The organism is Streptomyces sp. NPDC006259, from assembly GCF_042870975.1.
Lineage (GTDB): Bacteria > Actinomycetota > Actinomycetes > Streptomycetales > Streptomycetaceae > Streptomyces.
Window position 1 is genome coordinate 90,350 of record NZ_JBIAHY010000007.1, and the last position, 19,024, is coordinate 109,373.

Here is a 19,024-nt window from a genome sequence, read left to right on the forward strand (position 1 = left end):
ACCAGACCCCAGGGGGATCCCTGTGTCGCACCCGTGTTCTACGCTCCGAAGCATGTCGTGGACGCGTCGAATCCTGCCCGCGCTCGCGGTCGGTGTCCTGTCGGTGACCGGATCCGCGGGCTGCGGTCCCCGTGACGCGCCCGCGCCGTCCGGACGGGAGAGCGCGCTCTCCCCCTCGCCCGTCGGCAAGGTGCTCGACGACACCGACGAGGACGGGCGGCACTACCGCGAGGTCGGCGGGAAGGGTGCGCCGCGGGTGGGCCTGGAGGTGGAGCCCGACGCCGGGGGCGGCTGGGACGTGCGCCTGAAGCTGCGCCACTTCCGCTTCTCGCCGCCCGGCGCGCAGGCGCGCGCGGTCACCGGCCAGGGCATCGCCCGCCTCTTCGTGGACGACCGTCCCCTCGCCGACCTGCGCGTTCCCTCCTACCGCATCCCCGAGGGCTACCTCGGGCACGGCACCCACCAGGTCACCGCGCGGCTGTACGCGGACGACGCCACGGTGTGGGCGGTCGACGGGAAGCCGGTGGAGAGCACGGCGGACATCACGGCCTCGGAGCCGGACCCGGAGACCGAGTCGGATGCCCCGGACGGGTCGAGGACGTCGTCCCCCTCCGCGCTGAGCGCACCCGGCACCTCCCTCCGTACCGAGGGGCGAGGTTCACCGGACCGCGGCGGAAAGGCATCATGAAGCCCGTGCCCCACGCGACATCGCTCCGTCGCGCGCCCGTGCAGCGGCGCAGCGCCGAACGGCTGACCAGAATCCTCGACGCCTGCGCCGACCTCCTGGACGAGGTCGGCTACGACGCCCTGAGCACCCGTGCCGTCGCCCAGCGCGCCGGCGTCCCCATCGGGTCCGTCTACCGCTTCTTCGGCAACAAGAAGCAGATGGCCGACGCGCTGGCCCAGCGCAACCTGGAGCGCTACGCCGAGCGCGTCACCGAGCGGCTGAAGGAGGCCCGGCGGGGAGACTGGCGGGCCGCGATGGACGCCGTGCTCGACGAGTACCTGGCCATGAAGCGCACCGCGCCGGGCTTCTCCCTCGTCGACTTCGGCAACCAGATCCCGGTCGGCTCCCGCGCCGAGCCCAACCACCGCGTCGCCGACCGCCTCACCGACCTCCTCTCCGACTATCTCGGCCGCGCCTCCGACGACGACCTGCGCCGGACCTTCCTGATCGCCGTGGAGACCGCGGACACCCTCGTCCACCTGGCCTTCCGGATGGCGCCGGAGGGCGACCCGAAGGTCATCGAGGAGACGCGGGAGCTGCTCCGGGCGTACCTGGGACGCGTGCTGGACTGACGCGTCCGCCGGATCCCCCCGGGCCAGGGCCTCCCCGGCATGCGTACCGGTCGGTATGCTCGCGGGACGAGAGCGCCACAGCCGCCGCCTGCCAGGAGGACCCGTGTCCCGCACCGCCCTGCGAATCTGCCCCCTGTGCGAGGCCACCTGCGGGCTGACCCTGACCATCGAGGGAACCCGGGTCACCGGCGCCCGCGGCGACCGCGACGACGTGTTCAGCCACGGGTTCATCTGCCCCAAGGGCGCCTCCTTCGGCGCCGTCGACGGCGACCCCGACCGGCTGCGCACCCCCCTCGTCCGCCGGGACGGCGAACTGCGCGAAGCCACCTGGACGGAGGCCTTCGACGCCGTCGCCGCCGGGATCCGGCCGGTCGTCGAACGCCACGGCCCGCACGCGGTCGGCGTCGTCCTCGGCAACCCCAACGTGCACACCATGGCCGGCGCCCTCTACCCGCCGGTGCTGCTCGCCGGGCTCGGCACCCGCAGCCTCTTCACCGCCTCCACGGTCGACCAGATGCCCAAGCACGTCTCCAGCGGACTCCTCTTCGGCGACGCCAACGCCATCCCGGTGCCCGACCTCGACCGCACCGACCACCTGCTCCTGATCGGCGCCAACCCCCTGGAGTCCAACGGGAGTCTGTGCACCGCCCCCGACTTCCCCGGCAAGCTCAAGGCGCTCAGGGCCCGCGGCGGCACCCTCACCGTCATCGACCCGCGCCGCACCCGCACCGCCAGGCTCGCCGACCGGCACCTCGCGATCCGGCCCGGCACCGACGCCCTGCTGCTCGCCGCGATGGCGCACGTGCTGTTCGCCGAAGGCCTCGTGGAGCTGGGGGAGCTGACCCCGCACGTGCAAGGCGTCGAGGAACTGCGGGACGCCATGGCGGACTTCACCCCGGAGTCGGTGGCCGCCGCCTGCGACGTGGACGCCGCGGTCGTCCGCACCCTCGCCCGCGAACTCGCCGCCGCCCCCACCGCCGCCGTCTACGGCCGCATCGGCAGCTGCACCGTCCCCCACGGCACCCTCGCCAGCTGGCTCGTCGACGTCCTCAACATCCTGACCGGCAACCTCGACCGGCCGGGCGGCGCCCTCTTCCCGCAGGCCGCCACGGACCGGACACCCCGGCCCGCCGGTCCCGGCCGGGGCTTCGAACTCGGGCGCTGGCACTCCCGGGTGAGCCGGCACCCCGAGGCCAAGGGCGAACTGCCGCTCGCCGCGCTGGCCGAGGAGATCGACACCGAGACCGACGCGGGCACACCGGTCCGGGCGCTCATCGCCGTGGCCGCCAACCCGGTGCTCTCCGCGCCCGACGGCGACCGGCTCGACAAGGCGCTCGACTCGCTCGACTTCATGGTCGGCGTCGACCCGTACCTCAACGAGACCTCGCGCCACGCCGACGTCGTCCTGCCGCCGCCCCCGCCCTCCCAGAGCCCCCACCACGACTTCGCCTTCAACACCCTCGCCGTCCGCAACCAGGTCCGCTACACCCGCGCCGCCGTCCCGCTGGAGCCCGGCAGGATGGCCGAGACCGAGATCCTCGCCCGGCTGACCCTGGCCGCCACCGGCATGCACGGCGCCGACCCCCGCGCCGTCGACGACCTGGTCATCGGCCAGACCCTCGGCAAGGCCGTCAAGGACCCGCACTCACCCGTGCACGGCCGGAACCCCGAGGACCTGGCGGCACGGCTCACCGGCCGGAGCGGCCCCGAGCGCCGGCTCGACATGATGCTGCGCCTCGGCCCCTACGGCGACGGCTTCGGCGTACGCCCCGACGGGCTCGGCCTGGAGCGGCTGCTCGCCGAGCCGCACGGCATCGACCTCGGACCCCTGCGGCCGCGCCTGCCGCAGCCGCTGAAGACCCGCAGCGGGAAGATCGAGCTGCTGCCCCCGCCGATCGCCGCCGACCTCCCGCGGCTGCGGCGGGCGGCGGCCGAGCGCCCCACCGGGCTCGTCCTCGTCGGACGCCGGCACCTGCGGTCCAACAACAGCTGGATGCACAACGTCCCCGCACTCACCGGCGGCACCAACCGCTGCACCGTGCAGGTCCACCCCGAGGACGCCGAGCGGCTCGGGCTGCGCGACGGCGAGCCGGTGCGGGTCAAGGGCGCCGGGGGAGAGGTGAGCGCCCCCGCGGAGGTGACCGACGGCGTGCGCCGGGGCGTCGTCAGCATCCCGCACGGCTGGGGCCACGACCGCCCCGGCACCCGGCTGAGCCACGCCTCCACCGACCCCGGCGTCAACGTCAACCAGCTCCTCGACGGCAGCCTGCTCGACCCGCTGTCCGGCAACGCCGTCCTCAACGGCATACCCGTCGAACTCAGCCCACTGGCCTGACCTGGACTTTTGCGCTTATTGCTCGCACGTCAACGTCTTGTTAACACCGTTTGAACGGTCCTAACGTCAACGCACCGCCGACCCTCAGGTGGGATGTTCAAGGGCGAACGTTAGGTATCCATTCATGCTGACCATCCTCGGCTTCGCCATGATCGCGACCTTCCTGGTCCTGATCATGCTGAAGAAGATGTCGCCGATCGCGGCGCTCGTCTTGATCCCGGCACTCTTCTGCGTCTTCGTCGGGAAGGGCGCCAAGCTCGGGGACTACGTCCTCGACGGCGTCACCAGCCTCGCCCCCACCGCGGCGATGCTCATGTTCGCGATCGTCTACTTCGGTGTGATGATCGACGTCGGCCTGTTCGACCCGATCGTGCGGGCCATCCTGAAGTTCTGCAAGGCCGACCCGCTGCGCATCGTCGTCGGCACGGCGGTCCTCGCCGCGATCGTCTCGCTCGACGGCGACGGCTCCACCACCTTCATGATCACCGTCTCGGCGATGTACCCGCTGTACAAGCGCCTGAAGATGAGCCTGGTCGTCATGACCGGTGTCGCCGCCATGGCCAACGGCGTGATGAACACGCTGCCCTGGGGCGGCCCGACCGCCCGCGCCGCCACCGCGCTGAAGCTCGACGCCAGCTCCATCTTCATCCCGATGATCCCGGCCCTCGCCGTCGGCCTGCTGGGCGTCTTCGCCCTCTCGTACGTCCTCGGCCGCCGCGAGCGCAAGCGGCTCGGCGTCCTGACGCTGGACGAGGTCCTGGTCGAGGAGAAGGAGACCGAGACCGAGACCGAGACGGTGCTCGTGGGCGCGAGCACGGGTGCCGGTGGCGGCGCCCCGACCGTCAAGAAGGCCGTCCCCGCCGGGGGTTCGGGCGCGGGCGCCGACGACGACGCCGACGAGCCCGAGGACGACGAGCGCCTCGCCGGACTGGACCCGGACCGCGCCACCCTGCGTCCCAAGCTGTACTGGTTCAACGCGCTCCTCACGGTCACGCTGCTCACCGCCATGATCATGGAGTGGCTGCCGATCCCGGTGCTGTTCCTGATCGGCGCCGCGCTCGCGCTCACCGTCAACTTCCCGCACATGCCCGACCAGAAGGCCCGCCTCGGCGCGCACGCCGAGAACGTCCTCAACGTCGCCGGCATGGTCTTCGCCGCCGCCGTCTTCACCGGCGTCCTCACCGGCACCGGCATGGTCGACCACATGGCCACCTGGCTGGTGGACAACATCCCCGACGGCATGGGCCCGCACATGGCCTTCGTCACCGGCGTCCTGTCCATCCCGCTCACCTACTTCATGTCGAACGACGGCTTCTACTTCGGCGTCCTGCCCGTCCTCGCCGAGGCCGGCCAGGCGCACGGGGTGTCCTCGCTGGAGATCGCCCGCGCCTCCCTGGTGGGCCAGCCCCTGCACATGTCGAGCCCTCTCGTCCCGGCCGTCTACGTCCTCGTCGGCATGGCGAAGGTCGAGTTCGGCGACCACACCCGGTTCGTGGTCAAGTGGGCGGCCCTGACCAGCCTGCTGATCCTCGCGGCGGGCATGCTGTTCGGGATCATCTGAGCCGAGTGATCCGATCCGTACGCTCAAGAAGGACGTCACCATGAGGCCCGGTGGGAACCGCGGCTGGCTGCTCCGCCTCGTCATCGCCTTCGGCTTCGCGCAGGGGGCGGTGTCGATGGCCCGGCCCGCCGTCTCCTACCGGGCGCTCGCGCTGGGCGCGGACGAGCGGGCGGTCGGCGTCATCGCCGGCGTGTACGCCCTGCTTCCGCTGTTCGCCGCCGTCCCGCTGGGGCGCCGTACCGACCACGGCCGGTGCGCGCCCCTGCTGCCCTTCGGCGTGATCCTGATAGCCGGCGGCTGCGCGCTGAGCGGCGTCGCGGACTCCCTGGGGACGATGGCGCTGTGGAGCGGCGTCATGGGCCTCGGCCACCTCAGCTTCGTCATCGGCGCCCAGTCGCTCGTCGCCCGCCAGTCCGCGCCGCACGAACAGGACCGCAACTTCGGCCACTTCACCATCGGCGCCTCCCTCGGCCAACTGGTCGGCCCGATCGCCGCGGGCTCCCTGATCGACGGCTCCGACATGGCCGGCAGCAGTGCGCTGGCCCTCGTCGTGGCCGGCGCGGGCGCCGCGGTCGCGTTCACCTCCCTGTGGCGCATCGAACACCGCCCCACGTCCACCGCGTCCCGCACGGAACACGGCGGGCGGGTCCCCGTCGTCCGCATCCTGCGCGCCCGTGGTGTTCCCACGGGCATCCTCGTCAGCCTCTCCGTGCTGTCGGCGACCGACGTCCTCACCGCCTACCTCCCGGTGGTCGGCGAGCACCGGGGCATCGCGCCGTCCGTGATCGGCCTGCTGCTCAGTCTGCGGGCCGCGGCCACCATCGCCTGCCGCCTGGTTCTCACGCCGCTGCTGCGGCTGCTCGGCAGGACCGCGCTGCTCACCGTGACGTGTCTGCTGGCGGCCCTGCTGTGCGCCGGGGTCGCGCTGCCCGTGCCCGTGTGGGCGCTGGCCGTGATGCTCGCGGCGCTCGGCTTCTGTCTCGGGGTGGGGCAGCCGCTGTCCATGACGACCGTCGTCCGGGCCGCGCCCGACGGGGCCCGCTCCACGGCCCTCGCGCTGCGGCTGACCGGCAACCGCCTCGGCCAGGTCGCCGCGCCGGCCGCCGCCGGCCTGATCGCCGGGGTGGCGGGCGTGGCGGCACCCTTCGTGATGCTGGGCGGGCTGTTGCTCGTCTCGGCGGCCAGTTCGCTGCGCGCGACCGCCGCGCAGGGACCTGCGGAAGCCGGGACCGTTCCCGGAGACCGGCGGCTGCGCGCCGGGTTGCGCCGGTCGGGCGACATCTGACGGCGCGTCGGGGGCCGGTGCGACGGAGAGCGGACCGGGTGTGAAAGAGAGTCAGGTGAAAGCACGATTTGTATGAAAATCGTCTGACTCGGAGGAACATCCATGCCCACCCTGACGCTCCCGCCCGCCGTCGGCTCCCGCCTCGGCGTCACGGCCCTCGCGGCACTCACCGCAGCAGGAGCCACCTGGATCGCGGCACCGACCGCCGCGGCCGCTCCCGGAGACGGGGCCGACATCAGGATCCACAACGAGCGCGTGCCCTACGGCGTCTCGAAGGACGACCCCGAGGTCTGCCGGTTCTACCTGGACGCCGCCAACTTCGGCGACGTGACCACCGTCGCGTACACCATCCAGGCCCAGCCTCCGCTGCCCACCGCCGCCACCGTGACGGGCACCATCACCCTCGCCGGCGGAGCCGGGCACACCGACACGCTCGGACTGGCCGACGGTCAGTACCGGCTCACCTGGACCGTCGTGGGCGGCGTCGGGCCCAGGGAGAAGGTCTTCCGCGTCGACTGCCGCGGCGAGAAGGACAAGCACGACAGGGCCGACGGCCCCGGCAGCCCCATCGAGGACCACGGCCAGGGCACGGGCAGCCACGACGGCGGCCCGAAGGGCGGTGTCCACGCCGGTGGCGGCGGTCTCGTCGACACGGTCCACGCCTACACCCCGCTCAGCGCGGCCGCGGGCGTGGTGCTGGTGGTCGTCGGCGCGGCCGCGTACCTGCGGCTGATCCGCCGCCGTTCCCATGGTGCCGCGTAGGCGCCGACGCAGGCCCTGGTACCGGACCCGCGCCTATCGCCTCACCAGGACGGCCGCGATCGTGGTCGTCCTGGTGGCGGTCGGCGCCAGGTGCGACGGGCCGGACGAGTCGATCGTGCCGGCCCGCGCCGGACCGCCGGCGCCCGACCGGAGGCCGGCCACCTCGCCCACCCCGGTGACCCCGGCCCCCCGGGCCACTCCGACGACCCCGGCCGGCCGGGCCTCGGCGGGCGACGGCACGCCCCGGCCGACCGGGCGGTCGCCGTCGGCCCGTCCCGGGGCCACGCCCGCGGTCGGCTCCAGGGCCACACCCGGGACCAGCCCCGGGATCACGCCCAGGACCAGCCCCGGAGCCAAGGACAGGGCCAGGCCCAGGGCCGCCCCCAAGGCCGCCCCCGGGACCGCGCCCCGGCCACTGACCCGGTCCCGGGCGACCACCCTGCGCGTGCCCTCGCTGGGGATCGAGGCGCCGGTCATCGGGCTGGGGGTCGGCCGCGACCGGGAACTCGGCACCCCGCCGCTCGACAAGCCGAAGCTCGTGGGCTGGTACCGGGACGGACCCACACCCGGCGAGCGGGGCACGGCCGTCGCCGTCGGCCACCGTGACACCAGGACCGGTCCCGCGGTCTTCGCCGCCCTCGCGGAGGTGGCTCCCGGCAGCCGCATCGAGGCCCGGCGCGCCGACGGCCGTACCGCCGTGTACACCGTTGACCGCGTCAAGGTGTTCGACAAGGACCGCTTCCCGGACAAGGAGGTGTACGGGCCGCGCAAGCGTCCCGAGCTGCGACTGCTCACCTGCGGCGGCCTCTTCGACCGCAGAACGGGATACAGCAGCAACGTCGTCGTCTTCGCCCACCTGACCGCGACCCGCTGATCCGGCACCGGAACCGTCCCCGGCCCACCGCCCCGGCGGTCCGCCGTCCCCTCGGCGGACCGCCGGTCCGATTCGGGCACGGGGCTTCCCCGGGGTGCGCACAGTCCGTTAACTTCCGTGACTCACGGCCCCGTACCCGTGCGGGACTTCGCGGAGCACCCGCGTCCTGGCGAGACCCTGGGGACACTTGCATGACACGCGCCATCTCCCTGCACGACGTGAGCAAGGTCTACCGCGCCGGCGCCTCCCGTGTGGTGGACCGGCTGTCGCTGGACATCGCGCCCGGCGAGTTCCTCGTGCTGCTCGGACCCTCCGGCTGCGGCAAGTCCACCGTGCTGCGGATGATCGCCGGGCTGGAGCAGATCACCGAGGGGCAGTTGCTGCTCGACGGCGAGTACGCCAACGATCTGCCGCCGTCCGGCCGGGACATCGCGATGGTCTTCCAGAACTTCGCGCTCTACCCGACCATGACCGGCCGCGACAACATCGGTTTCCCGCTGCGCATCGAGGCCCCGAGCGCCGACCCGGGCCCCCGCGTCGACGCCACCGCGCGGATGCTCGGCATCGAGGACCTGCTCGACCGCTACCCCGGCCAGCTCTCGGGCGGGGAGCGCCAGCGTGTGGCCATGGGCCGGGCCATCGCCCGCCACCCCTCCGTCTTCCTGATGGACGAACCGCTCTCCAACCTGGACGCCAAACTCCGCAACCGGTTGCGGGCCGAGATAGCCTCCCTCACCCGGAAGCTGGGTGTGACGACGGTCTACGTCACGCACGACCAGGCCGAGGCGATGTCCCTCGGCGACCGGGTCGCGGTCCTGCGCGGCGGCGTCCTCCAGCAGATCGACACGCCCCGCTCGGTGTACGCCCTGCCCCGCAACGTCTTCGTGGCCGCCTTCATCGGCACCCCGCGTATCAACCTGCTGCGCGGGGTGGTCCGTGCCCCGCTCGACGGGGCGATGACGATCAGCCTCGGCAAGCAGGCCCTGCGGCTGCCCGAACCGCTCTCCCCGGACCACAAGCTGCTGCGGGTGCAGCAGGGCCGGGAGGTGATCGTCGGTCTGCGCTCGGAGGCCGTCCGCATCGGCGGACCCGCCGACGCCCGTCCCGACGAGACGCACATCACCGGCCTGGTGGAACACGTGGAGTTCCAGGGCCACGAGGTGCTCGTGCACTTCAACACCGGCTCGCGCCCCGCCGTCGTACCGGACCTGGAGTCGCCGCGTCCGCAGGCGCGGCCGAGCCGGCGGCGCCGACGGGACGCCAGGGTGCTGGACCGGCTGCGGGGGCGGGCGGGCAGCCGGCGGGCCGGGCCGGTGGTGGTGCTGGACGAGCCCGAGGGGCAGCCCGCCGCGGTCGCCTCACCGGACGGACGCCAGCCCGGCGACCTGGTCGTGCGGACCACCCCCGACTTCGACCTGCGGTACGGCATGCAGGTCCCGCTCCTCGTCGACCTCGTCCACCTGTTCGTCTTCGACCAGCACGGCGAGCGGATCTGCCCGGCTCCCGACCGGCTGCCGGACCTCGACGAGTGACCTCCGGGGCGGTCCGTCGTGCCGGGAGCGGGGCGCCGTACGGCGGACGCCCCTGGTGCCAGAAAACTATCGGCGCTAGTTTAGGGCGCGGACGACGACGACCGCCCGGAGGGAACGCGATGAAGGCACACGACGGCATCTACCTCGACGGCGCCTGGCGCCCCGCCGCCGGGCAGGACGTGATCGAGGTCGTGAACCCGGCGGACGAGCAGGTCATCGGCCGGGTACCGGCCGCCGGACCGCAGGACGTCGACGCGGCGGTACGGGCCGCCCGTGCCGCCCTCCCGGCGTGGGCGGCGACCGCGCCCGCCGAGCGCGCCGCGCGCCTGAGTGCCCTCCGGGACGTGCTGGCGGCCCGCAAGGACGAGATCGCCGAGACCGTCACCGCCGAACTCGGCTCCCCGCCGCCCTTCTCCCAGGCGGTCCACGCGGCCGTCCCGATCGCGGTCGCCGGCTCCTACGCCGAACTGGCCGCCGGCCACGCCTTCGAGGAGAGGGTCGGCAACTCGGTCGTCCACCACGAGCCGGTCGGCGTGGTCGGGGCCATCACCCCCTGGAACTATCCGCTGCACCAGATCGTCGCCAAGGTCGCCCCGGCCCTCGCCGCCGGCTGCACGGTCGTCCTCAAGCCCGCCGAGGACACCCCGCTCGTCGCGCAGCTCTTCGCCGAGGCCGTCCACGAGGCGGGCGTCCCGGCCGGTGTCTTCAACCTCGTCACGGGCCTCGGCCCGGTCGCCGGGCAGGCCCTCGCCGAGCACCCCGGCGTCGACCTGGTCTCCTTCACCGGCTCCACCGCCGTGGGGAAGCGGATCGCCGCGACCGCCGGCGCCGCGATCAAGAAGGTGGCCCTCGAACTCGGCGGGAAGTCCGCCAACGTCATCCTGCCCAGCGCCGACCTGGCCCGCGCGGTCAACGTCGGCGTCGCCAACGTCATGTCCAACTCCGGCCAGACGTGCAGCGCCTGGACCCGGATGCTGGTCCACCGCGACCGGTACGAAGAGGCCGTGGAGCTGGCCGCGACCGCCGCCGCGAAGTACGCCGACCGCATCGGCCCGGTCGTCAACGCCAAGCAGCAGGCGCGGGTGCGCGGCTACATCGAGCAGGGCGTATCGCAGGGGGCGCGACTGGTCGCCGGCGGCACCGACACCCCGCACGAGCGGGGCTGGTACGTCAGCCCGACCGTGTTCGCCGACGTCACCCCGGAGATGACGATCGCCCAGGAGGAGATCTTCGGCCCCGTCCTGTCGATCCTTCGCTACGAGGACGAGGAGGACGCCCTGCGCATCGCCAACGGCACGGTCTACGGCCTGGCCGGCGCCGTCTGGGCCGGCGAGGAGGCGGAGGCGGTGGCCTTCGCCCGCCGGATGGACACCGGACAGGTCGACATCAACGGCGGCCGCTTCAACCCCCTCGCCCCCTTCGGCGGTTACAAGCAGTCGGGCGTCGGCCGGGAACTCGGCACGCACGGTCTCGCCGAGTACCTCCAGACCAAGTCCCTTCAGTTCTGAGGAGCTTCCCCGTGGTTCGTGCCGCCGTCCTTCCCGCCGTGGGCGCCCCGCTGGAGATCACCGACATCGAGCTGCCCGACCCCGGACCGGGCCAGGTCCGGGTCCGGCTCGCCGCGGCCGGCGTCTGCCACTCCGACCTGTCGCTGTCCGACGGCACCATGCGCGTCCCCGTACCGGCCGTGCTCGGCCACGAGGGAGCGGGCACCGTCGTCTCCGTCGGCGAGGGCGTCACCGGCCTCGCGCCCGGCGACGGCGTGGTCCTCAACTGGGCGCCGTCCTGCGGCGCTTGCCACGCCTGCTCGCTCGGCGAGGTCTGGCTGTGCGCCAACGCGCTCAGCGGTTCCGCCGACGTGTACGCCCGCACCGCCGACGGCACCGACCTCCACCCCGGCCTCAACGTCGCCGCGTTCGCCGAGGAGACCGTGGTCCCCGTCGCCTGCACCCTGCCCCTGCCCGACGGCATCCCGCTCACCGACGCCGCCCTCCTCGGCTGCGCGGTCCTCACCGGCTACGGCGCCGTCCACCACTCCGCCCGGGTCCGCGCCGGCGAGACGGTGGCCGTGTTCGGCGTCGGCGGGGTCGGCCTCGCGACCCTCCAGGCGGCCCGGATCGCGGGCGCCTCGACGATCGTCGCCGTCGACGTCTCCCCGGAGAAGGAGGCACTGGCCCGAGCGGCGGGCGCCACCGAGTACGTCGTCGCCTCCGAGAACACCGCGCGCGAGATCCGCACCCTCACCGGCCGGCAGGGCGTCGACGTCGCCGTGGAGTGCGTGGGCCGCGCGGTCACCATCCGCACGGCCTGGGAGTCCACCCGCCGCGGCGGCCGCACCACCGTCGTCGGCATCGGCGGCAAGGACCAGCAGGTCACCTTCAACGCCCTGGAACTCTTCCACTGGGGCCGCACCCTCTCCGGCTGCGTCTACGGCAACTGCGACCCGGCCCGCGACCTCCCGGTACTGGCCGAACACGTCCGCGCCGGCCGCCTGGACCTCAGCTCGCTGGTCACCGGACACATCGCCCTGGAGGACATCCCGACGGCCTTCGAAAACATGCTCGCGGGCAAGGGCGGCCGAGCACTGATCGTCTTCTGACCGCTGACCGCTGACCGCTGACCGCTGACCGCTGACATTTGGCCATGGGTCGAGGCCGACGGCCCGGGGCCTGGCGTACCCGACGACGTCCTGACCTGTCCGGGCCGCCCCGTGACTTCGGTGCGCCCAGGCCGCCGGCCCTGCCGACCGGGCGCTTCGGCCGGTCGGGGTTCAGGGTGCCGCCGCCGTGGTCTTCTCAGGGGTGCGCGGGTGCCCGGGTGCGCGGCCTCGGGCCTGTGCTCGCGTGGTGTGTTCACCTCGGCGGCCTGTCGTGGGCCTGTGGCCGCCCTGACGCGTTCGGGCCCGCGGTCGTGATCCCGGCGCCCAGGCGGGCCGTGTCGGGGCCGGGCGTCCGGCGTCCGGGGTACCGGCGCTTTCGGCCGGGCGGGGTCAGGGGGTGGCCGTGGTCTTCTCAGGGTGCGCGGCCTCGGGTTTGTGCTCGCGTGGTGCGTTCACCTCGGCGTGGTGCTCGGCCTGTCGTCGGCCTGTGGCCGCCCTGACGCGTTCGGGCCCGCGGTCCTGATCCCGGCGCCCAGGCAGGCCGCGTCGGGGCCGGGCGTCCGGCGTGTGCACCGGCGCTTTCGGCCGGGCGGGGTCAGGGGGTGGCCGTGGTCTTCTCGGGGTGCGCGGCCTCGGGCCCGTGCTCGCGCGGGGCGTTCACCTCGGCGCCGCGCTCTCCTCGGGGCGTATCTCCTCCTCCACCGCCACGGCTCGTCCCCGTGACCGGGAGACCGCCACCCCCGCCAGGCAGAGCGCTCCGCCCGCCAGCGTGAGCGCTCCCGGCACCTCGCCCAGGGTCAGCCACGACATCAGCACGACCAGCGAGGGCACGGCGTACGTCGTGGCGCCCATGCGTCCCGCCGTCGTCCGGGCCAGTGCGTACGCCCAGGTGGTGAAGGCGAGCGCGGTCGGGAACACGCCCAGGTAGACCATGTTGAGCGTGGCCGACACCGGGGCGTCGGCGGCGTCCGCGACCAGCTGACCGGCGAACGGCAGGCACATCACCGCACCCACCAGGCACCCGAACGTCGTGACCTGCAAGGCGCCGGCCCGCCCCAGTGCCGGTTTCTGCGCCACGACCCCGCCGGCGTACGCGACGGCGGCCAGCAGGCACAGCACCACCCCGAGCAGTGAGGAGCCGCCCCCGCCCGACATCGACAGCCCGACCGTGACCGCCCCCGCGAACGACACCGCCATCCCGGCCAACAGCCGCGGCGGCAGCCGGTCGCCGAGGAACCGCGCGCCGAGCAGGGCGATCAGCAGCGGGCCGATGTTCACGACCAGGGCCGCCGTCCCGGCGTCCACCTCCTGCTCGCCCCAGTTCAGCGCCACCATGTAGAAGCCGAACCACAGCACTCCCGACACCGCGATCCCGCGCCAGGCGGGCCGTGGCGGCAGCCCCTCCCGCCGTACCAGACAGATCACCCCCAGGGTCAGGGCGCCGGCCAGCAGCCGCCCGAGGGCCAGCGCGCCGGGGGAGTACGCGGCGCCCGCGCTGCGGATCGACACGAACGCGGAGGCCCACAGCACGACGGTGACCGAGGCCGCACCGGCGGCGAGCAGTTCGGTACGGCGTTCCGGGCGAGGGGCGGTGTTCGTCATGCGCATGCTCCTGAGTCGGAAAGTCGGGGAAGTCGGGGAAGTCCGGGAAGGCGGGGGAGGGGGTGCTCGCGGATCTCGGACGGACGCCGCGCGCGGGACGGTTCACCGCAGGGCCGCCCGGTCGATGCCGAGAAGCTCGCCCAGGGCCCGTCGACCGGTCGCCGTCACCCGCACCGCCCGTTCGGAGCCGATGCGTTCGCACCACCCCGTGTCGAGGGCGTGCCGGCACAGGGCCGCGCCCGCGACCCCGGCGAGGTGCGGGCGGCGTTCGGTCCAGTCGAGGCAGGCGCGGGCCAGCGGACGGCGGCCCCCGCGGTCCAGGGCGATGCCGGCGCCCGCGAACCAGTCGAGCCCCGCGTCCGTCAGGGCGAACCCGGTGTCCTGGACGAGCAGCCCGCGCGTGGTCAGGGCGTCCGTGACGGCGATGCCGAGCCGTCCGGCGAGATGGTCGTAGCAGGTCCGGCCGCGGGCCATGGCCGAACCGGCGCTCGACTCGCGCAGGGTCCGGGCCCGTACGGCGTCGGCGGGGGCGACCTGGGCGGCGAGGTCCTCCAGGAGCTGGGCGACGCGCGCGTCGGCGAGCCGTACGTACCGGTGGCGGCCCTGCCGTTCCTCGGTCAGGACGCCGCCGGCGACGAGCTTGCCGAGGTGCTCGCTCAGCGTCGAGGCGGCGACGCCCGCGTGCCGGGCCAGCTCGCCCGCGGTCCAGGCCCGGCCGTCGAGCAGCGCCAGCAGGCACGCGGCGCGGGTCTCGTCGGCGATCAGGGCGGCCAGCCGTGCCAGCAGCGGCGCGCGGGGATCCCTCGTGGTCATGGCCCCAGCATGGGACACGGACGGTTCGGCGGGCGCCGAAGTGTCCCCGCCGCCGGGACTACGCCGTGCGCCGCAGCCGCTCGTACTGCTGCGCCAGCCCGTCCAGCAGGGCGGTGAGACCCGTCTCGAAGGCCCGCTCGTCGACCTTCTCCTGCTGCTCCGCCAGCAGGTGGGCCTGGCCGAGGTGCGGATAGTCGGCCGGGTCGTAGGCGCTGCGGTCGTCCACGAAGCCGCCGGCGAACGAGCCGAGCGCGGAACCCATGATGAAGTACCGCATCAGCGCGCCGATCGAGGTGGCCTGCGGGGGTGGCCAGCCCGCCGCGACCATCGCGCCGTAGACCGCGTCCGCGAGCCGCAGCGCGGCCGGACGGCGGCCGGGGCCGCGGGCGAGCACCGGCACGATGTTCGGATGGTCGCGCAGGGCGGCCCGGTAGGAGACCGCCCAGTCGTGCAGCGCGGTCCGCCACTGCCGGCCGTCCTCGAACATCGACAGGTCGACCTGCGCGCTCACCGAGTCGGCGACCGCCTCCAGGATCTCGTCCTTGGTGCGGAAGTGGTTGTAGAGCGAGGGCCCGCTGACCCCGAGTTCGGCGGCGAGCCGCCGGGTGGAGAGCGCCGCCAGGCCCTCCGCGTCCACGAGCGCGCGGGCCGTCTCCACGATGCGATCGGTGTTCAGCAAGGGCTTGCGCGGTCGGGCCATGGCGCACATAGTAGGGCTGCGACCAGGAAACTAGCAGTGCTAATTTAAATGCCGTTCCAAATCTCTGTGGGGTGACGCGCCATGCATCTGGGGCTCAGCGAGGAGCAGGAGGCCGTACGGCGGCTCGCCCGGGACTTCGTGGACCGCGAGATCACCCCGCACGCCGTGGCCTGGGACCGCGCCGAGGAGGTCGACCGGTCCCTCGTGAAGAAGCTCGGCGACGTCGGCTTCCTGGGCCTGACGATCGACGAGGAGTACGGCGGCTCGGGCGGTGACCATCTCGCGTACTGCCTGGTCACGGAGGAGCTGGGCCGCGGCGACTCCTCCGTGCGCGGCATCGTCTCGGTCTCCCTGGGCCTGGTCGCCAAGACCGTCGCGGCCTGGGGCGACGAGGAGCAGAAGCGGCGTTGGCTGCCGGGGCTGACCTCCGGCGCGTACCTCGGCTGTTTCGGCCTCACCGAGCCCGGCACCGGCTCCGACGCGGGCAACCTCACCACCCGCGCGGTCCGCGACGGCGACGACTACGTCATCAGCGGCACCAAGATGTTCATCACCAACGGCACCTGGGCCGACGTCGTGCTCCTCTTCGCCCGCTCCACGGACGCCCCCGGCCACAAGGGCGTCTCCGCGTTCCTCGTCCCCACCGACACCCCGGGACTGACCCGCCGCACCCTTCACGGCAAGCTCGGCCTGCGCGGCCAGGCCACCGCCGAACTGCTGCTGGAGGACGTGCGGGTGCCCAAGTCCGCGCTGCTCGGCACGGAGGGCAAGGGGTTCTCCGTGGCGATGTCCGCCCTGGCGAAGGGCCGGATGTCGGTCGCCGCCGGCTGTGTCGGCATAGCCCAGGCCGCGTTGGACGCGGCCGTGCGGTACGCGGGGGAGCGCGAGCAGTTCGGGAAGACCATCGCCCACCACCAGCTCGTCCAGGAACTGATCAGCGACATCGCGGTCGACGTGGACGCCGCCCGCCTGCTGACCTGGCGGGTCGCGGACCTCGTCGACCGCGGGCTGCCCTTCGCCGTGGAGTCCTCCAAGGCCAAGCTCTTCGCCTCGGAGGCGGCCGTCCGCGCCGCCAACAACGCCCTCCAGGTCTACGGCGGTTACGGCTACATCGACGAGTACCCGGCGGGCAAGCTGCTGCGCGACGCGCGGGTGATGACCCTGTACGAGGGCACGAGCCAGATCCAGAAGCTGGTGATCGGGCGGGCGCTGACGGGGGTCTCGGCGTTCTGAGTACGTCCTGAGTATCCGGACGGATGCGGGCCGGGCCTCATCCGAGGGATTCTTCCGCCATGAGTGACACACCGGTCAAGCAGAACACCGCCGCCTTCTACGGCCAGGCGGTCGCGTCCTTCGCCGTCGCCATGGTGGCGACCGCCGTCGGCATCTACCGGCTGCACGCCGACTCCTGGGTGCGCGCCTTCCTGGGCATCGCCGTCCTCTATCTCGTCACGTCCGCCTTCACCCTGGCGAAGGTGATCAGGGACCGGCAGGACGCCACGGCCCGGGTCTACAGCCCCTTCGAGAAGCTCTGAGTTCCTCGGGAGCCCCTGAGAGCCCCTCGCCAACCCCTGATCGGGAGCCCTGAGCGAGAAAGCCTTGATCGGGCAACCCCTGATCGCTGATCGGCAAGGCCTGAGCGGGCACTCTAAGCGATCGCTCACCTTCGGCGGTATGGTGGAGCTCCGGTACCGAGAGGGGCGAACCAGCGATGAGTACGGCGGAGGAGACGGCCGGCGGCGAGACCGAGCCGTGGGAAGAGGTCACCCCTGACGCGGCCCGGCGGTTGCTCGTCGCCGCCGTGGAGGCCTTCGCCGAACGCGGCTACCACGCCACGACGACCCGCGACATCGCGGGCCGCGCGGGGATGAGCCCGGCCGCGCTCTACATCCACTACAAGACCAAGGAAGAACTGCTCCACCGGATCAGCAGGATCGGCCACGACCGCGCGCTGGACATCCTGCGCACGGCGGCGCGCGGTGAGGGCAGCGCGACGGACCGGCTCGCGGAGGCCGTCAGTTCCTTCGTCGGCTGGCACGCGGGCCGGCGCACCACCGCACGGGTCGTCCAGTACGAGCTGGACGCGCTGGGCCCGGACGCCCGCGCGGAGATCCTCGCGCTGCGCCGGCAGGTCGACGGCGAGGTGCGCGGGATCATCGAGGAGGGCGTGGCGAGCGGCGAGTTCGACGTCGTCGACGTGCACGGGACGACCCTCGCGGTGCTGTCCCTGTGCATCGACGTGGCCCGCTGGTTCAACGTGGACGGCCCGCGCACCCCCGACGAGGTCGGCGCGCTCTACGCCGACCTCGTGCTGCGGATGGTGGGGGCGGCGAAGTAGCGGCGCGGCGGCCCGCCGCCCGCCCGGTGGAGGCTCAGAGGTAGTAGCGGGACACCGACTCCGCCACGCACACCGGCTTGTCCCCGCCCTCGCGCTCCACGGTGAAGGCGACCGTGACCTGGACGCCGCCGGCGACGTCGTCGACGGCGGAGATGGCCGCGGTGGCCCGCAGGCGCGATCCGACCGGGACGGGCGCGGGGAAACGGACCTTGTTCGTCCCGTAGTTGACGCCCATCTTCACGCCCTCCACCGCGATCAGCTGGGGGCCGAACAGGGGCAGCAGCGACAGGGTCAGATAGCCGTGCGCGATGGTGGTCCCGAACGGGCCCGAGGCCGCGCGCTCGGGATCGACATGGATCCACTGGTGGTCGCCGGTGGCCTCCGCGAACAGATCGATCCGCTTCTGGTCGACCTCCAGCCAGTCGGTGTGTCCCAGCTGCTCGCCCACCGCCGCCCTCAGCTCGTCGGGGGACGTGAAGATCCTCGGCTCTGCCATGTCTGCGGCCTCTCTCGCGCTCACGGAATGTCTAAGCAACTGCTTAGCATGGTGGGCGTGAAGGGTCATGTCAACGGACCGGGGGTGCGGGGGGATGGGTAGGCTCCGAGGGGTGCCCAAGATTCCAGAGACGCTCCAAGAACTCACGGTCGGCCAGGTCGCCGCCCGCAGCGGCGCCGCCGTGTCCGCCCTGCACTTCTACGAGTCCAAGGGCCTGATCAGCAGTCGGCGCACCTCCGGCAACCAGCGCCGCTACACCCGCGACACGCTGCGCCGGGTCGCCTTCGTCCGCGCCGCACAGCGCGTCGGCATCCCGCTGGCCACGATCCGGGAGGCCCTCGCCGAGCTGCCCGAGGGGCGAACCCCGACCCGCGAGGACTGGGCCCGCCTCTCGGAGGCCTGGCGAGCCGAACTCGACGAACGCATCAGGCAGCTCAACCGCCTCCGCGACCACCTCACCGACTGCATCGGCTGCGGCTGCCTCTCCCTCGACTCCTGCGTCCTGTCCAACCCGGACGACGCTTTCGGCGACCGCGGCGCCGGCTCCCGTCTCCTACCGGAACGACAGCCCCGGACCCCCGGGCCGCCCCGGCCCTCGACGGACCCGAACGAGGAATGCTGCGCCTGACACCGACGCGCCCGGCCGGTGCGGGCATGCGTGCCGGCCGGGCGGCCTGGGCGGCCGGTGCCGCCCGGCTCGGGCGGCCGCAGGCGGCCCCGCCTCAGCGCCGGGCCGTGCAGCCTCCCGCCTCAGCGCCGGATTGTGCGGCCTCCCGGCTCCGAGCCCGGCGCGGGAGGGGCGACGCCAGCGCCGGGCTGTGGCGCCAC

At 73.4% G+C, this 19,024-nt stretch carries 18 protein-coding genes; 14 read left to right on the top strand and 4 right to left on the bottom strand.

Annotated elements, in window-relative coordinates; genetic code table 11:
* Positions 1–52 precede the first annotated feature (52 nt).
* The 10 genes from ACFYO5_RS28140 to ACFYO5_RS28185 all read left to right on the top strand — a co-directional run bounded on the left by ACFYO5_RS28140 (position 53) and on the right by ACFYO5_RS28185 (position 12,247).
* Positions 53–688 carry a hypothetical protein gene (locus ACFYO5_RS28140; protein ID WP_388713889.1) on the top strand — a complete coding sequence of 212 codons (636 nt, stop codon included), beginning with the start codon at positions 53–55 and terminating at the stop codon, positions 686–688.
* Positions 685–1,299: a TetR/AcrR family transcriptional regulator gene (locus ACFYO5_RS28145; protein ID WP_356563490.1), complete on the top strand. Its 615-nt coding sequence runs from the start codon at positions 685–687 to the stop codon at positions 1,297–1,299. Before ACFYO5_RS28140 ends, ACFYO5_RS28145 begins: the two co-directional genes overlap by 4 nt.
* A gap of 103 nt (positions 1,300–1,402) precedes the next feature.
* Positions 1,403–3,634: a molybdopterin oxidoreductase family protein gene (locus tag ACFYO5_RS28150; protein ID WP_388713893.1), complete on the top strand. Its 2,232-nt coding sequence runs from the start codon at positions 1,403–1,405 to the stop codon at positions 3,632–3,634.
* A gap of 124 nt (positions 3,635–3,758) precedes the next feature.
* Complete coding sequence (locus ACFYO5_RS28155; protein ID WP_388713896.1) at positions 3,759–5,195, top strand: CitMHS family transporter; 1,437 nt, start codon at positions 3,759–3,761, stop codon at positions 5,193–5,195.
* Positions 5,196–5,235: 40 nt separating this feature from the next.
* Entirely contained in the window at positions 5,236–6,480 is a 1,245-nt protein-coding gene (locus tag ACFYO5_RS28160; RefSeq protein WP_388713899.1) for an MFS transporter, read from the top strand.
* Positions 6,481–6,582: 102 nt separating this feature from the next.
* Positions 6,583–7,242 (top strand): hypothetical protein, encoded by a 660-nt coding sequence (locus tag ACFYO5_RS28165; RefSeq protein ID WP_356563482.1) that lies wholly within the window; start codon positions 6,583–6,585, stop codon positions 7,240–7,242.
* Positions 7,229–8,116, top strand: a complete 888-nt coding sequence (locus ACFYO5_RS28170) for a class F sortase (RefSeq protein ID WP_388713902.1) — start codon at positions 7,229–7,231, stop codon at positions 8,114–8,116. Before ACFYO5_RS28165 ends, ACFYO5_RS28170 begins: the two co-directional genes overlap by 14 nt.
* 191 nt (positions 8,117–8,307) lie before the next feature.
* Positions 8,308–9,648, top strand: coding sequence for an ABC transporter ATP-binding protein (locus ACFYO5_RS28175; protein ID WP_388713905.1), 1,341 nt, complete (start codon positions 8,308–8,310; stop codon positions 9,646–9,648).
* 119 nt (positions 9,649–9,767) lie between these two features.
* Complete coding sequence (locus tag ACFYO5_RS28180) at positions 9,768–11,156, top strand: aldehyde dehydrogenase family protein (protein WP_388713907.1); 1,389 nt, start codon at positions 9,768–9,770, stop codon at positions 11,154–11,156.
* 11 nt (positions 11,157–11,167) lie between these two features.
* Positions 11,168–12,247 carry a Zn-dependent alcohol dehydrogenase gene (locus ACFYO5_RS28185; protein WP_388713910.1) on the top strand — a complete coding sequence of 360 codons (1,080 nt, stop codon included), beginning with the start codon at positions 11,168–11,170 and terminating at the stop codon, positions 12,245–12,247.
* Positions 12,248–12,904: 657 nt separating this feature from the next.
* Here ACFYO5_RS28185 and ACFYO5_RS28190 read toward each other — a convergent pair.
* The 3 genes from ACFYO5_RS28190 to ACFYO5_RS28200 form a co-directional block, all read right to left on the bottom strand.
* Complete coding sequence (locus ACFYO5_RS28190; RefSeq protein ID WP_388713913.1) at positions 12,905–13,849, bottom strand: DMT family transporter; 945 nt, start codon at positions 13,847–13,849, stop codon at positions 12,905–12,907.
* Positions 13,850–13,951: 102 nt separating this feature from the next.
* Positions 13,952–14,662: an ArsR/SmtB family transcription factor gene (locus tag ACFYO5_RS28195; RefSeq protein WP_388713916.1), complete on the bottom strand. Its 711-nt coding sequence runs from the start codon at positions 14,660–14,662 to the stop codon at positions 13,952–13,954.
* Between the two features lie 58 nt (positions 14,663–14,720).
* Positions 14,721–15,362, bottom strand: coding sequence for a TetR/AcrR family transcriptional regulator (locus tag ACFYO5_RS28200; RefSeq protein ID WP_356563471.1), 642 nt, complete (start codon positions 15,360–15,362; stop codon positions 14,721–14,723).
* A gap of 81 nt (positions 15,363–15,443) precedes the next feature.
* Between ACFYO5_RS28200 and ACFYO5_RS28205 the strand changes: the two genes are divergently transcribed.
* The 3 genes from ACFYO5_RS28205 to ACFYO5_RS28215 all read left to right on the top strand — a co-directional run bounded on the left by ACFYO5_RS28205 (position 15,444) and on the right by ACFYO5_RS28215 (position 17,700).
* Positions 15,444–16,595 carry an acyl-CoA dehydrogenase family protein gene (locus ACFYO5_RS28205; RefSeq protein ID WP_388713920.1) on the top strand — a complete coding sequence of 384 codons (1,152 nt, stop codon included), beginning with the start codon at positions 15,444–15,446 and terminating at the stop codon, positions 16,593–16,595.
* Between the two features lie 59 nt (positions 16,596–16,654).
* Positions 16,655–16,897: a YiaA/YiaB family inner membrane protein gene (locus ACFYO5_RS28210; protein ID WP_356563467.1), complete on the top strand. Its 243-nt coding sequence runs from the start codon at positions 16,655–16,657 to the stop codon at positions 16,895–16,897.
* 176 nt (positions 16,898–17,073) lie between these two features.
* Positions 17,074–17,700, top strand: a complete 627-nt coding sequence (locus ACFYO5_RS28215; RefSeq protein ID WP_356563465.1) for a TetR/AcrR family transcriptional regulator — start codon at positions 17,074–17,076, stop codon at positions 17,698–17,700.
* 34 nt (positions 17,701–17,734) lie between these two features.
* On the opposite strand, the gene ACFYO5_RS28220 is transcribed toward ACFYO5_RS28215, so the two are convergent.
* Complete coding sequence (locus tag ACFYO5_RS28220) at positions 17,735–18,196, bottom strand: MaoC family dehydratase (protein ID WP_356563464.1); 462 nt, start codon at positions 18,194–18,196, stop codon at positions 17,735–17,737.
* A 112-nt stretch (positions 18,197–18,308) separates the two neighbouring features.
* On the opposite strand from ACFYO5_RS28220, the gene soxR reads away from it, so the two are divergent.
* Positions 18,309–18,824 carry a redox-sensitive transcriptional activator SoxR gene (gene soxR, locus ACFYO5_RS28225; RefSeq protein WP_388713925.1) on the top strand — a complete coding sequence of 172 codons (516 nt, stop codon included), beginning with the start codon at positions 18,309–18,311 and terminating at the stop codon, positions 18,822–18,824.
* Positions 18,825–19,024: the final 200 nt, after the last annotated feature.